Raw genomic sequence first — 14038 nt, forward strand, 5'->3', positions numbered from 1 at the left:
TTTCGGTGACGGCGTCCGCGCGCCGGTGGGTCGGCGGCGGGAAGGCCGGGCGCCGACCGGGGGGTCAGGCCGGGGCGCCCAGTTCTGCCCAGACGGTCTTGCCGGCCAGGCCGGGGGCGCGGACGACTCCCCAGTCCAGGCAGAGGCGCTGGACGATGAACATGCCGTGCCCGCCCGGGCGGCCCGCGCGGTGCGGGGTGCGCGGGGCCGGCTGTCCCGTGCCGCGGTCGGAGACCTCCACGCGGATCACCTTCTTGTCGCAGCCGAGGACCAGCCCGTCCGGCCCGTCGGCGTGCAGACACGCGTTGGTGACCAGCTCGGAGACGACCAGCAGCACGTCCTCGGCGGCGGCCCGCTGGTCGGCGGTGGCGGCGGGCAGCCAGCCCCAGGCGTACAGCGCCTGCCGGGCGAAGTCGCGGGCGAGCGGGACGACGCCGCTGGCGTCCTCGAAGCTCAGTCTGCGTACCTGAGGGCCGCCGGACGACGCGGAGGCCACGGCTGCCGTGCCCCCTCCGGACGCACCGGCCGCCTGCGGGCCCCCTTCGGACGCCCCGGAAGCGCCGCTGGGCTCCGGGCCGCGGTCGCCCGGCGAGTAAGGCCGGGTGGTGCTCATCAGCGCTTCACCTCACCGATTCCCCGATTCAACCGGTTCACAGTTCAACAGTCGATCACTACAGTCCGTACGCAGCCGAACGGCGTGTGCGCCGGTGTCGCCGCCGCCGTGTTCGGGTTCAGGATGTCTCCTGCCCGGGGGACCCGGCGGAACACCCCCCGCCTTCGCCCCGTTTCCACCCGTTTCGGACGGACGGCGAAGCTCAGCCGTCCCCGTCACGCTCGTCGCGCTCGCCGTCGCCGTCCGCGAGGGCCGCTTCCACCGTGTCGTGCACGGTGAACACCGCGTCCGCGCCGGTGATCTCGAAAACCCGCGCCACCACGGGCTGCATGCCGGCCAGGTGGACTCCGCCACCGGCCGCCTCCGCCTTCAGGCGGGCGCCGAGGAGCACGTTGAGCCCGGTGGAGTCGCAGAACTCCAGGCGTGCGCAGTCCACCACCAGCCGGCTGAGGCCTCTGGAAAGGCAGTCGTCGAGTGGCTCACGCAACAGATCGGCCGTGTGGTGATCCAACTCACCTGCCGGGGTCACCACGGCACTCGAGCCTTCTTGCCGTACCTCGACCAGAAGCCGGCCAGACTGTGCGCTGCCGACCGTCCCGCGGTCCATGCCGTCTCTCTCCCGGGGTCGTGAACTGGTTGCTGACGCTCTCGCACCCTACGCCCTCGGCCAGTGACCTCACACCTGAACATTCGCACACAAACGGACATAAGCCCACAAAATGCACTTGCGATCGGTCAAGTAAAGCGGGTAGGGCTAGGGGGAACACGTACCCGACACGGCCGGCTATGGAGGCGCCGCACACCGAAGTGCGCTCACTGGCATCGGCAGCCATACGCCGAGAACGATGGAGGACTCATGTCACCCCGGCTCGACGCACCGCATACCCGCGGAGCGACGTCGACACCCCCTCCGGAACTGAAAAGTCTGGAACCCATCGCACAGCACGCGGTGCAGGACGTCGACCCCACCGACCTCCTCGCCGGACTCCCGGACATCCCCCCGTACGACGAGATCGCACCCGTCGACGCGCGGGCCCTGTCCAAGACCCTGTTCGCGCGGCTCGAATCCCTCGAAGAGGGCACGCACGCGTACTCGTACGTCCGCAACACCCTCGTCGAACTGAACCTCGCGCTGGTCAAGTTCGCCGCCTCCCGGTTCCGCTCCCGCAGTGAGCCGATGGAGGACATCATCCAGGTCGGCACCATCGGCCTGATCAAGGCGATCGACCGCTTCGAGCTGTCGCGCGGCGTCGAGTTCCCGACCTTCGCGATGCCAACCATCATCGGCGAGATCAAACGGTTCTTCCGTGACACCTCGTGGTCGGTGCGCGTCCCGCGCCGGCTCCAGGAGCTGCGGCTCGACCTCGCCAAGGCGGGCGACGAGCTGGCGCAGAAGCTCGACCGGGCGCCCACCGTCGCGGAGCTGGCCGAACGCCTCGGCCTCTCCCGCGACGAGGTCGTCGAGGGCATGGCCGCGTCGAACGCGTACACCGCCTCGTCGCTGGACGCGCAGCCGGAGGAGGACGACTCGGAAGGCGCCCTCGCCGACCGCATCGGCTACGAGGACCACGGCCTCGAAGGCATCGAGTACGTGGAGTCCCTGAAGCCGATGATCGCCGAACTCCCCTCCCGTGACCGCCAGATCCTCTCCCTCCGCTTCGTCGCGGGTCTGACCCAGTCGGAGATCGGCGAGGAGCTCGGCATCTCGCAGATGCACGTGTCGCGGCTGCTGTCGCGCACGCTGGTGCGGCTGCGGAAGGGCCTGACGCTCGAGGAGTAGGCCCACGGGCCGCGGACCCGGGAGCAACGCCCCTTTCACCGGTGCCGTTCGGACACCGGTGCCGTTCGGATACCGGTGCCCACCGGACACCGGTGCCGTCCGCGTCCGGGCGATCGGCAGCTGAACGATCGCCCGGGCGCGGACGTCGGTGTGCCCGCACTCCGCGCCGCGCTCTCCGCGGTCCACACGGAGGCGGGCCTGCTCCTGTCCTCATGGTGAAAACCCCCTGGCCGGATTCCTCGCGATGGCTACGCTGACCCAGCCCCTGTGACCAGCAGCGCCGCTGGGCCGGCCGCGTCACCTGCTCATGAGGAGCCCCGTGCCCGAATCCGCTGCCTCCCCCGTCTCCCCTGCCTCCGCCGCCTCCCCTGCCTCCCCTGCCTCCCGACTCGGCCGGCTCGCCGACGTCCCGGTGCTGCTGGTGGCCGTCGTGTGGGGGTCCAGCTACCTCGCCGCCAAGGGCGTCACCACCGCGGACACCGTGCTCGCCGTGCTCGTGCTGCGGTTCGCGGTGGTGCTGCCGGTGCTGCTGATCGTGGGGTGGCGGCGGCTGCGCGCGCTGAGCAGCACGCAACTGCGGGGAGCCGGGCTGCTGGGACTGATCCTCGCCGGGATCTTCCTGCTGGAGACGTACGGCGTCGTGCACACCTCCGCCACGAACGCCGGGCTGATCATCAGCCTGACCATGGTCCTCACGCCCCTCGCGGAGAGCCGGGTGCGCGGGGTGCGGCTGCCGGGCGCGTTCCTGGCGGCCGCGGGCCTGTCGGTGGCGGGCGTGGCCCTGCTCACGCAGGGGGCCGGGTTCACCGCTCCGTCGGGCGGTGATCTGCTGATGCTGGGGGCGGCCGTGGCCCGGACCGCGCACGTGCTGGCCATGGCGCGGATGGAGTCGGTGCGCGGCGCGGACGCGTTGTCCCTCACGACCGTGCAACTGGGCGGCGCCGTCGCCGTGTTCGCCGTGCTGGTGGCCGTGCCGGGGACGGGGGCCTCGCCCCGGGCCGCCGCGGCGGCCTTCGACGCCGGGGACTGGGCCGGCCTGGTCTACCTCTCCGTCTTCTGCACCCTCTTCGCGTTCTTCGTGCAGATGTGGGCCGTCCGCCGTACGTCGCCGTCCCGCGTCAGCCTGCTGCTGGGGACCGAGCCGGTGTGGGCGGCGGCCGTGGGCATCGCGCTCGCCGGGGACCGGCCGGGGTGGCCGGGGTTCGCGGGCGCGGTGCTGGTGCTCGTCGGCACGGCGTGGGGACGGTCGGCGGCGGACCGGGGGCGGGCGGCCGCCGGCACCCCCGCCGGCCGGCCTCAGACGACCCGCACGCCTCGCCGCCACACCTCCGAGACCAAGGGCACGCCCGGCCGGTAGGCCAGGTGGACGTGGCTCGGCGCGTCCAGGAGGGTCAGGTCGGCGTACGCGCCGGGGGCGATGCGACCGACGTCCGTGCGGCGTAGCGCCGCGGCCCCGCCCGCCGTGGCGGACCACACCGCCTCGTCCGGCGTCATCCCCATGTCCCGCACGGCGAGCGCGATGCAGAACGGCACGGACGAGGTGAAGGACGAGCCCGGGTTGCAGTCCGTGGACAGGGCGACGGTGACGCCCGCGTCCAGCAGCCGGCGGGCGTCCGGCCACTCGGCCCGGGTGGAGAACTCGGCGCCGGGCAGCAGCGTGGCGACCGTGTCGCCGTTCGCCAGCGCGTCGACGTCGGCGTCGGTGAGGTGGGTGCAGTGGTCGGCGCTGGCCGCGTCCAGCTCGACCGCCAGCTGCACGCCTGGGCCGTGGGAGAGCTGGTTGGCGTGGATGCGGGGGTGCAGTCCCTTCGCCCTGCCCGCGGTGAGGATCGCGCGGGCCTGGTCGCCGTCGAAGGCGCCCTTCTCGCAGAAGACGTCGATCCAGCGGGCGTGCGGGGCGCAGGCGTCGAGCATCTCGCCGGTGACCAGGGCGACGTAGGCCGCCGGGTCGTCGGCGTAGTCGGGGGAGACGATGTGGGCGCCGAGGTAGGTGACCTCGTCGGTGTGGGCGGCGGCGAGGCGCAGGGCGCGGGCCTCGTCGGCGACCGTCAGGCCGTAGCCGGACTTGGTCTCGAAGGTGGTGGTGCCCTGGCGGAGTGCCTCGGCGAGGAAACGGGTGAGGTTGGCCTCCAGTTCCCCGTCGGTGGCGGCCCGGGTGGCGGCGACCGTCGTGCGGATGCCGCCCGCGCTGTACGCCCGCCCCGACATCCGGGCGTTGAACTCCTCCGTGCGGTCGCCCGCGAAGACCAGGTGGGAGTGGGAGTCGACGAAGCCGGGGAGCACCGCCCGGCCGTCGGCCCGGACCCGGTTGTCAGTGGCGGGTGCTTTGCTTGATTCACCGGTCCACACGACGCGGTCGCCCTCGATGACGACGGCCGCGTCCCGGATCAGGCCCAGGGGAGAGCCTCGCCCACTCTCGAGTTTGCTCGAGCGGGGGGACCCCCCTCCGAGGGAGGGATCGTTGGTGACCAGCGTGGCGATGTCGGTGATGGCGGTGGTGGTGCCGGTCCTGCCGGTGCTGCTGCTCATCGTCGTGTCCTCGTGGCTGACGGGGATGGAGGAGGGGGCGGAGGCCCGGGCGGGGTCGACGGCCACCGCCGGTGGTGGTGTCAGGCGTGCAGGGCCGCGACGGCCCGCGCGAGGGCCTGCGGCACGTCCGGTACGAGGGTGTGCGCCCCGTCGCGTACGACGTGCCGTCCGCCGACGACCGTGTGCCGTACGTCCGCCGCGGTCGCCGCGAATACGGCCGTCTCGGCGCCGAGCCGGGGCAGCGGGCCCGCTGTCCTGACCGAGTCGAGGGCGATCGTCGTGAAGTCGGCGGGCGCGCCGGCCTCCAGGACGCCCGCGTCCGGGTTGCCGAGGGCGGCGTGGCCGTCGGCGGAGGCGGCGCGCAGCAGGGCGGCCGCCGTCCAGTGACCCCGGGTGCGGGTGCGCAGCCGTTCGTTCAGCTCCATCGCGCGGGCCTCCTCGAGCAGGTCGATGACGGCGTGGCTGTCGGAGCCCAGGGAGAGCGGCGAGCCGGCGGCCTGGAGGGCGACGGCCGGGCCGATGCCGTCGGCGAGGTCCCGTTCGGTCGTGGGGCACATGCAGGTGCCGGTGCCGGAGCGGCCCAGCAGGGCGATGTCGTCGTCGGTGAGGTGGGTGTTGTGGACTCCGGTGGTGCGCGGCCCGAGCACCCCGTGCTCGGCGAGGAGCCGGGTGGGCGTGCACCCGTGGGCGGCCCGGCAGGCGTCGTTCTCGGCGGTCTGCTCGGACAGGTGCACGTGCAGCGGCGCCCGGCGCTCGTCGGCCCAGCGTGCGACGGCCGCCAGCTGGTCGGCGGGCACGGCCCGTACGGAGTGGATCGCCGCCCCGATCCGTGCGTGATCCCGTTCCTTGAGAAGTGAACAGCGTTCGGCCCAGGCGTCCGCGTCGCCGTCGGAGAAGCGGAGCTGATGGGCGTTGGGGGGCTGTCCGAAGCCGGAGGACAGGTAGGCGGTGTCGAGGAGGGTGATGCGCACGCCGGCTTCGGCGGCGGCCTCGATGAGCGCCTCGCCCATGGCGTTGGGGTCGGCGTAGGGGGTGCCGCCGGGGGCGTGGTGCAGGTAGTGGAACTCGCCGACGGCGGTGATGCCGGCCAGCGCCATCTCGGCGTACACGGCGCGGGCCAGCTGGTGGTAGGTGTCCGGGGTGAGGCGGTCGGCGACCGCGTACATGACCTCGCGCCAGGTCCAGAAGGTTCCGGAGCCGACCTGGACGGTGCCGCGCAGGGCGCGGTGGAACGCGTGGCTGTGGGTGTTCGCGAGGCCGGGCAGGGTGAGGCCGCGCAGGATCTCGGCGCCGGGCGGCGGGGCGTCGACGCCGGTGCGGACGGCGGTGATACGGCCCGCGGTGATGCGGCCGTCCGTCCCCGCGCCGGAGCCTCCGCCCGCCGACACCGTGAGGGCGACGCCGGGCTCGACGTTCGTGTCGAGCCAGGCGTGCTCCAGCCAGTACGTCCGTGTCCGCTGCGGGGGAGTCACCGGCAGGCCAGTCCTTCCAGTACGTCGGCGAGGGCGCGCACCCCGGCCACGCAGTCGTCCTCGGCGGCGAACTCGGCCGGGGAGTGCGAGACGCCCGTGGGGTTGCGCACGAACAGCATGGCGGTCGGGATGCGGTCGGAGAGGATTCCGGCGTCGTGTCCGGCGCCGGTGCCGAGGACGGGGACGGTGAGCCGGGCGCCGCTGTCCTTGCCGAGGATGCGGGCGAGTTCGTCGCGCAGCGCGTGGTCGAACTCGACGACGGGCGTGAACGACTCCCGGACGACGTCCAGGTCGATGCCGTGGGCGGCGGCGTGGTCGCGGGCGGCCCGCTCCACCCCGTCGACGACCGTGTCGAGCAAGGCCTGGTCGGCGGCGCGGGAGTCGAGCCAGCCGCGCACCAGGGAGGGGATGGCGTTGACGCCGTTCGGCTCGACGGAGATCTTGCCGAAGGTGGCGACGGCGCCCGCGAGCCGGGCCTCGCGGCGGGCGGCGAGGACGGTCTCCGCGTACGGCAGCATCGGGTCGCGCCGGTCCTCGAGGCGGGTAGTTCCGGCGTGGTTGGCCTCGCCCCGGAAGTCGAACCGCCAGCGCCCGTGCGGCCAGATGGCGCTGGCGAGGCCCACCTGGTCGCCGCTCAGATCGAGCGCCCGCCCCTGTTCGACGTGCAGTTCCACGAACGCGCCGATGCGGGAGAGCCGCTCCGGGTCCGGGCCGATGGCGTCCGGGTCGTACCCGGCGGCCTCCATGGCCTGCGGGAGGGTGACACCCTCGCCGTCGGTGAGCCGGTGGGCCTGCGCCACGGTGAGCTGTCCGGCGGTGAGCCGGGAGCCGACGCAGGCGAGCCCGAAGCGGGCGCCCTCCTCGTCGCCGAAGTTGACCAGGGCGAGCGGCTTGGTGAACTCGGCCCGGCGGGCGCGCAGTTCGTCGAGGGCGGCGAAGGAGGACACCACGCCGAGCGGGCCGTCGAAGGCGCCGCCGTCGGGCACCGAGTCGAGGTGCGATCCGGTCACCACGGCGTCTCCGGCCGCCGGGTCGCCGAGCCAGGCCCACTGGTTGCCGTTGCGGTCGACCTCGTAGGTCAGCCCGCGCGCCTCGGCCTGTTCCCGGAACCAGGCGCGGCAGTCCGCGTCGGCGGCGGTCCAGGCGTAGCGGCGGTAACCGCCGGAGGCGGAGCTGCGGCCGATCGGCAGCAGCTCCGCCCACATGCTGTGGAAGGTCACGCGTCGTCACCTTCACGCAGGGGCACCCGCACGCCCCGTTCGTCCGCGACCGACTCCGCGATGTCGTACCCGGCATCGACGTGCCGGATGACGCCCATGCCGGGGTCGTTGGTGAGGACCCGGCGGATCTTCTCGCCGGCGAGTGCGGTGCCGTCGGCGACGGTCACCTGGCCGGCGTGGATGGAGCGGCCCATGCCGACGCCGCCGCCGTGGTGGAGGGAGACCCAGGAGGCGCCCGAGGCCACGTTGACCATGGCGTTCAGCAGCGGCCAGTCGGCGATCGCGTCGGAGCCGTCCAGCATGGCCTCGGTCTCGCGGTACGGGGAGGCGACGGAGCCGGAGTCGAGGTGGTCGCGGCCGATGACGAGGGGGGCGGCCAGCTCGCCGGAGGCCACCATGTCGTTGAAGCGCTCGCCGGCCTTGTCGCGCTCGCCGTAGCCGAGCCAGCAGATCCGGGCGGGCAGGCCCTGGAAGTGGACGCGCTCACCGGCCAGCTTGATCCAGCGGGCCAGGGACTCGTTCTCGGGGAAGAGGTCGAGGATCGCCTTGTCGGTCTTGGCGATGTCGGAGGCCTCGCCGGACAGGGCGGCCCAGCGGAAGGGGCCCTTGCCCTCGCAGAACAGCGGGCGGATGTAGGCGGGGACGAAGCCCGGGAAGGCGAACGCCCGGTCGTACCCGGCGAGTCGGGCCTCGCCGCGGATGGAGTTGCCGTAGTCGAAGACCTCGGCGCCGGCGTCCAGGAAGCCGACCATCGCCTCCACGTGCCGCGCCATGGACTCGCGGGCCCGGGTGGTGAAGCCGGCCGGGTCCTTCGCGGCGGCGTCGGCCATGTCCTCGAAGTCGATGCCGGTGGGCAGGTAGGACAGCGGGTCGTGGGCGGAGGTCTGGTCGGTGACGATGTCGATGGGGGCGCCCATGGCGAGCAGCTGCGGCACGAGGTCGGCGGCGTTGCCGAGGACGCCGATGGAGAGCGGCTTGCGCCGGTCGCGGGCCTCGACGGCCAGCTGGAGCGCGTGGTCCAGGTTGTCGGCCCTGACGTCCAGGTAGCGGTGCTCGATGCGGCGGTCGATGGCGCGCGGGTCGCAGTCGACGCAGATCGCGACGCCGTCGTTCATCGTCACGGCGAGCGGCTGGGCGCCGCCCATGCCGCCGAGGCCGGCGGTGAGGGTGATCGTGCCGGCGAGGGTGCCGCCGAACTTCTTCGCGGCGACGGCGGCGAAGGTCTCGTAGGTTCCCTGGAGGATGCCCTGGGTGCCGATGTAGATCCAGGAACCGGCGGTCATCTGGCCGTACATGGTCAGACCCAGCTGCTCCAGGCGGCGGAACTCCTCCCAGTTCGCCCAGTCGCCGACGAGGTTGGAGTTGGCGATGAGGACGCGCGGGGCCCACTCGTGGGTCTGCATCACGCCCACCGGCCGGCCGGACTGGACGAGCATCGTCTCGTCCTGCTTGAGGGTCCGCAGGGTGCGGACCATCGCGTCGAAGGAGCGCCAGTCACGGGCCGCCTTGCCCGTGCCGCCGTAGACGACGAGCTTGTCGGGGTGTTCGGCGACCTCGGGATCGAGGTTGTTCTGCAGCATCCGCAGGGCGGCTTCCTGCTGCCATCCCAGGGCGCTCAGTTCCGTACCGCGCGGTGCTCGTACGGGGCGGGGTCCTGACATGGTCTGCCTCCTTGCGGACGGGTGATCCCGGCGGGCCTTACTGCCGATATTCACATCCTGTCCCGCTGAATAGAACTAGTCAATACGGTCGCACGCCAGGCCCCTCCCCGGAGGCGCCCGAAGAGACGAGGAGAGGCGAGGGGAGACGGGTGACGCGCGGCGACGGGGAGGCGGTCGCGGACAAAGGAAGGGAGAGAGGGAGGTGCGCGTGGGGAACAGGGAGGCGGGCGGCCGGACGGGTCCCGACGGGGCGTGCGGCACCGCCGTCACCACCCTTCACACGCCCGTGCGCCATGGCGCGTGCCGGTGGGCGCGGTGTTGAAGGGACGCAGGGGACACTCCGCGGGCACGGAAAGTGGTCAGTCGACCCACCTTAGTCACCACTCCGCATGTTCCGCCGGAAAATGCCAGAAGACTCACCCCTGGCGCACACGTTGCGTAGCTTCTTCATCACTCAGCCGAACGGCGGGCGGGAGGGGGAGCCAACGGTGCCCGGAATCGACGAGTGTCTACTGGAGGCCATGCGGCTGCCCGGCGCGCGGGGCGCGGCGCTGGTCGACTGGACGAGCGGGCTGGCCCTGGGCGCGGTCGGGGAGTTCCCCGGCGGCGACCACGAGGCGGCGGCCGCCGAGGCCGCGGAGGTCGCCCGGCTGACGGCGGAGCAGCGGGCGTTCACCCCCGACGGCCACGACGGCCTCCTCGGCCGGGAAGACCGCGAGGGTGTGGCCGGGGCCCTCCCGGCCGCGCCCGCCGATCCCCCGGTCGAGGACCTGATCATCAGCAACCGGGACAGCTACCACGTGCTCCGGTTCGTGCCGACGTCCTTCGACAGCAGCGTGTTCCTGCACGTGTGGCTGGCCCGGTCGGACGGCAACCTCGCACTGGCCCGGATCAGGCTGGGCGAGATGGCCGAACGGCTGGTGCTGGGATGACGGCGCTGAGAACGACCCCGCCGGGCACGACCCCGCCGCCCCGGCTGCCCGTCCGGGAGAAGTCGGCGGCGCAGGGGCAGGGCGGCGCCCTGTCGCCGATGCTGAACCGGCTCGCCGCCGAACGGGCGACGGGCGTCCTGGAGCGCGAGCGCGGCTCGCTCTACCTCGCCGAGGGGCGGGTGGTGCACGCCGAGAGTCCCCTCGCCCCCGGCCTCGACGTGCTCCTCCTGGCCCACGGCACCCTCTCCCCCGCGGTCTGGCAGGACGCCGTCGAGCGGGCCGACGAGGACTACGGCGTCGCACGTCTGCTGCTCGACGCCGGCCGTGTCCCGCGCGGCGCGCTGGAGCTGTGCCACCTGGAGGCGGTGTTCGACGCGGCGTACTTCGCGCTCGCCCCCAGCAGCACGCCGGGCCACTTCCACTACGGCGCCCGGCACCGGCTCGGCGCCCTCAGCCCCGTCCCGGTCGGCGCCGTCGAGCGCGAGACACTGCGCCGGCGTGCGCTGCTGGACCGGCTGTGGCCCGACCCGGCGACCGACGGATCGCCGCTGCGCCGGGCCGAGACCGTCGCCCCGCCCGCGCCGACCGCCCGGCAGTGCGCGGTGCTCGCCCTCGCCGACGGGATACGCACCGCGCCGGAGATCGCCCGCGAGCTGGGCCGGCAGGCCTTCCACACCTTGGTGGACGCCCGGCGGCTGGCGGCGGCGGGTCTGCTCACCGCGCTCTTCCCGCCGCCCGGCCCGCACCGCCTGCCGACCGGATTCCCGCCCCGCCACGCACTCCCCGCGACCGGGTCCCCCGCAGCCGCCGGCCACCCGGCCGGAGAGCCGGCCGCCGGAGCCCCCGTACCCGCAGCCCCGGCGACCGGGGCCCCCGCAGCCGCGGGACTCCCCGCGCCCCCCGTCCCCGACGCCCATCAGGGCATTGCCCTGCCCCGCGTCAACGACCCCGACATCACTCTGCTGAAGAGGCTCAGGGATGCGCTGGAGGCCCTTTGAACGGCAGCGACCGCGCGCCGAGAGGAGCGAGCTGATGGCTTCCGCGCCCGAGATACTCGACGAGCTGAGGCGACTGCGGGCGCGGGTGCCCCAGCTGACCGGCGCACTGGCGGCCGGTGTGGACGGACTCGTCCTCGCCCACGACACCCCGGGCGTCGAGCCGGAGGTGGTCGCCGCGCTGACCGCCGCCGCCCTCGGCGTGGCGGTGCGGATGGCGGACACGACCGGCCAGGGCGACTTCCGCGAGCTGCTCGTGCGCGGCCGGTACGGCTACGTCTCGACGTACGCGGCCGGCGAGAACGCCGTGCTGACGCTGCTCGCACAGGACCGCGTCAACGTCGGCCGGCTGCACCTCGAGGGACGCCGGGCCGGCGCCCGCATCGGGGAGCTGGTCGACGCGCGGGAGGCGACGGCGCGATCGGCTGCGGCGACCGCCCCCGTGAAGACGCCGCCCAAGCCGCCCGCGAAGGCGCCGGTGCGGACGCCCGCGAAGCCCACGACCGTACGGACCAGATCGGCGCGCGGCCCAGCCACCACCAACGCGCGCACCACCACGGAAAGTTGAAGGAACCGAGGAGCACAGTCATGGCCAATACCGAGACCTGTCTGAAAGAGGCGCTCGCCTCCATCGAAGGTGCCACCGGAGTCGCGCTCGTCGACTACACCAGCGGCATGGCGCTGGGCACCATGGGCGGCGGCAAGACGTTCGACCTGAACGTCGCCGCCGCCGGCAACACCGACGTGGTGCGCGCCAAGATGCGCACCATGGAACACCTCGGGCTGAAGGCCCAGATCGAGGACATCCTGATCACCCTGTCCGACCAGTACCACATGATCCGGCTGATCAGCGGCCGCGGCGGGAACGGCCTCTTCCTCTACCTGGTGCTGGACGCCAAGCGGGCCAACCTGGCGATGGCCCGCCACCAGCTGAAGAGGATCGAGGAGGACCTCGAGGTGTGACGGACTGACAGGCGCTAGACCAGTGCGGCGGCGCGGCGGCGGGATCCGCCCGGGGCCGCGTCGCCCGCCGCGATGCCGGTGCTGCGGTACGCCTTGACGGTCCGGCCGGCGGGGCGTCCGCCGCGTCGGTCCAGCCAGTCGACGCGCACCCACAGCAGCGCGTCGCCGGCACGCTCGCGCCGGCCCAGCCAGGCGGCCTTGAGCCACAGCCCCGCCCCGCAGCCGGCGAGCAGCATGCCGCCCGCCGCGGGCACGGCGAACGAAGCGCCCAGCGCGGCGAAAAAGGCCGCCGACAGCCACCGGCGGTGGCCGCGCCGCCAGGCGCGGACGGTCACCGCCCGGTCCTGGAGCACATCGTGCTTGCCCGCGCGGACCGCGCCACGCCCGAGCTCCGTGAACCGACGGCGACCGCGCACCGCCGTGACCGCCGCGGCCACCAGGAACAACGCGGCCCCGGCCCACACCCCGATCCGCCGCCCGGTCAGGCCGGGCACCAGGACTCCGATCCCGGCCGCGAACACCCCGCACCACCACAACGGCGCGGCTCCGGCCCGTACGACGACGGCCACCCGAGCCAGCCCCTGCACTCCGCGTGCCACGTCCGCCTCCTCGTCACCCGGCTCCCACTCGTGGCCGTTCAGCGTAGTCAGCGAACCTGAGACGAGTCTGAGAGTCCGGCGAACCGAAATCGGGAGCCCGAGGGTCCGGGGGTTCGAGGGTCCGGGGGTCCGAGGGTCCGGGAGGCCGGGACTCCGGTCACCGGGGCCGGCCTACTCCACGAAGAGGCCGCGCGTCGCCGCCCTTGCGTCGAACTCCTCCAGCCGGGCCTGCGCGTCGGGCAGGTCGTCGCACATCGCCTCCAGCAGCACCCGCCCCAGCAGCATCGGCGCGCACGCCGTGTCGAAGGCGAGCCCGGTGCCGACGGCGGCCGGCAGCAGCAGGTCGGAGACCTTGGCCACCGGCGCGAACGCGGAGTCGGCGACCGACACCACGCTCAGCCCGGCCTCCCTGGCATAGGCGAGGGTGTCGACGACCTCCCGCGGGTGGCGCGGCAGCGCGAAGCAGAGCAGCGCGGAGGCGCCGGCCCGCACGGCGGCGTCGATCCGGTCGTGGATCATCGTGCCGCCCTCGTGCAGCAGCCGTACGTCGGGATGCACCTTGGCGGCGAAGTAGGCGAATCCGTACGCCTGGGAGGCGGCGGCCCGCAGTCCGAGCACCGGCAGCGGCCGCGAGGCCGCCAGCAGCCTTCCCGCCCGCTGCACGGGCCGCGGATCGGCGAGCAGCTCGGCCAGGTGCCGCAGGTTCTCGATCTCGGCCTGGACGGCCTGCTGGTAGGCGTTGTACGAGGCGGGGCCCGGCGTCCGGTCGGCGGGGGCGACCTCGCGCAGGTGCTTGCGCAGGGCGGGATACCCGTCGAAGCCGAGGGCGACCGCGAAGCGGGTCACGGACGGCTGGCTGACCCCGGCCAGCTCGGCCAGCTCCACGCTGGAGAGGAACGGCACGTCGGCGGCGCGCCGCACCATGCTGTGCGCGATGCGCCGCTGGGTCGGCGTCAGCCGATGGCCTTCGAAGAGCGCCTGCAGCCGGGCCGCCGGGCTGTCCGACGGCGCCGCACCCGGCCCGCCCGCACTCGGCCCGCCCGCACCCGACCCCGGTCGCGTCCCCGGCCCCGTTCCGGACGCCGGTCCCGTCCGGGACCCCGCTCCCGTCTCCGTCCCCGTGTCCGTCTCCGCGCTCATGCCCGCTCCCCCTTCAGCCGCCCGCGAACCGAGCCGTCGACAAGACTATTCAGTTATCACGCACTCTGCATGACGTCATACAGCCAGGCAAGGGAGACCCGAAGACCGAAGGCCCGTTGAGAGCGGCGGGTCAA

14 protein-coding genes are annotated in these 14038 nt (G+C 73.6%); 6 read left to right on the forward strand and 8 right to left on the reverse strand.

Annotated elements, in window-relative coordinates; all coding sequences use genetic code 11:
• Positions 1–64: 64 nt before the first annotated feature.
• Together QF032_RS16120 and QF032_RS16125 are read right to left on the reverse strand one after the other, a co-directional pair.
• On the reverse strand, positions 65–613 hold the full coding sequence (locus QF032_RS16120; RefSeq protein ID WP_307043512.1) for an ATP-binding protein: 549 nt from the start codon (positions 611–613) through the stop codon (positions 65–67).
• Positions 614–815: 202 nt separating this feature from the next.
• Positions 816–1220 carry an STAS domain-containing protein gene (locus QF032_RS16125; RefSeq protein WP_307043515.1) on the reverse strand — a complete coding sequence of 135 codons (405 nt, stop codon included), beginning with the start codon at positions 1218–1220 and terminating at the stop codon, positions 816–818.
• 249 nt (positions 1221–1469) lie between these two features.
• Here QF032_RS16125 and QF032_RS16130 point away from each other — a divergent pair, with 249 nt between their 5' ends.
• Together QF032_RS16130 and QF032_RS16135 are read left to right on the forward strand one after the other, a co-directional pair.
• Positions 1470–2393, forward strand: coding sequence for an RNA polymerase sigma factor SigF (locus tag QF032_RS16130; RefSeq protein WP_107443617.1), 924 nt, complete (start codon positions 1470–1472; stop codon positions 2391–2393).
• A 307-nt stretch (positions 2394–2700) separates the two neighbouring features.
• Positions 2701–3750: a DMT family transporter gene (locus tag QF032_RS16135; RefSeq protein ID WP_373430349.1), complete on the forward strand. Its 1050-nt coding sequence runs from the start codon at positions 2701–2703 to the stop codon at positions 3748–3750.
• Here the strand turns inward: QF032_RS16135 and hutI are convergent.
• The 4 genes from hutI to hutU form a co-directional block, all read right to left on the reverse strand.
• Entirely contained in the window at positions 3690–4922 is a 1233-nt protein-coding gene (gene hutI, locus QF032_RS16140) for an imidazolonepropionase (protein ID WP_307056290.1), read from the reverse strand. The two genes, QF032_RS16135 and hutI, sit on opposite strands and share 61 nt — an antisense overlap.
• Positions 4923–5002: 80 nt before the next feature.
• On the reverse strand, positions 5003–6394 hold the full coding sequence (locus QF032_RS16145) for a formimidoylglutamate deiminase (RefSeq protein WP_307043521.1): 1392 nt from the start codon (positions 6392–6394) through the stop codon (positions 5003–5005).
• Complete coding sequence (locus tag QF032_RS16150; protein ID WP_307043523.1) at positions 6391–7614, reverse strand: allantoate amidohydrolase; 1224 nt, start codon at positions 7612–7614, stop codon at positions 6391–6393. The genes QF032_RS16145 and QF032_RS16150 overlap by 4 nt, the downstream gene beginning before the upstream one ends.
• Positions 7611–9275 carry a urocanate hydratase gene (gene hutU / locus QF032_RS16155; protein WP_307043525.1) on the reverse strand — a complete coding sequence of 555 codons (1665 nt, stop codon included), beginning with the start codon at positions 9273–9275 and terminating at the stop codon, positions 7611–7613. The genes QF032_RS16150 and hutU overlap by 4 nt, the downstream gene beginning before the upstream one ends.
• A gap of 488 nt (positions 9276–9763) precedes the next feature.
• Here hutU and QF032_RS16160 point away from each other — a divergent pair, with 488 nt between their 5' ends.
• The 4 genes from QF032_RS16160 to QF032_RS16175 are packed head-to-tail and all read left to right on the forward strand — an operon-like array spanning position 9764 to position 12165.
• Positions 9764–10207 carry a hypothetical protein gene (locus QF032_RS16160; RefSeq protein WP_307043527.1) on the forward strand — a complete coding sequence of 148 codons (444 nt, stop codon included), beginning with the start codon at positions 9764–9766 and terminating at the stop codon, positions 10205–10207.
• Positions 10204–11205, forward strand: a complete 1002-nt coding sequence (locus tag QF032_RS16165) for a transcriptional regulator (protein ID WP_307056291.1) — start codon at positions 10204–10206, stop codon at positions 11203–11205. The genes QF032_RS16160 and QF032_RS16165 overlap by 4 nt, the downstream gene beginning before the upstream one ends.
• Before the next feature lie 34 nt (positions 11206–11239).
• On the forward strand, positions 11240–11770 hold the full coding sequence (locus QF032_RS16170) for a roadblock/LC7 domain-containing protein (RefSeq protein ID WP_306951787.1): 531 nt from the start codon (positions 11240–11242) through the stop codon (positions 11768–11770).
• Positions 11771–11790: 20 nt separating this feature from the next.
• Positions 11791–12165, forward strand: coding sequence for a hypothetical protein (locus QF032_RS16175; RefSeq protein ID WP_057578582.1), 375 nt, complete (start codon positions 11791–11793; stop codon positions 12163–12165).
• A 14-nt stretch (positions 12166–12179) separates the two neighbouring features.
• Here QF032_RS16175 and QF032_RS16180 read toward each other — a convergent pair whose 3' ends face one another.
• Together QF032_RS16180 and QF032_RS16185 are read right to left on the reverse strand one after the other, a co-directional pair.
• Entirely contained in the window at positions 12180–12764 is a 585-nt protein-coding gene (locus tag QF032_RS16180; protein WP_307043532.1) for a hypothetical protein, read from the reverse strand.
• A 171-nt stretch (positions 12765–12935) separates the two neighbouring features.
• The gene (locus QF032_RS16185; RefSeq protein ID WP_307056292.1) at positions 12936–13904 is read right to left on the reverse strand and encodes a MurR/RpiR family transcriptional regulator; all 969 of its coding nucleotides are present in this window, start codon (positions 13902–13904) and stop codon (positions 12936–12938) included.
• Between the last annotated feature and the right edge of the window lie 134 nt (positions 13905–14038).

Origin of the sequence: Streptomyces achromogenes (genome assembly GCF_030816715.1) — a bacterium.
Classification (GTDB): domain Bacteria; phylum Actinomycetota; class Actinomycetes; order Streptomycetales; family Streptomycetaceae; genus Streptomyces; species Streptomyces achromogenes_A.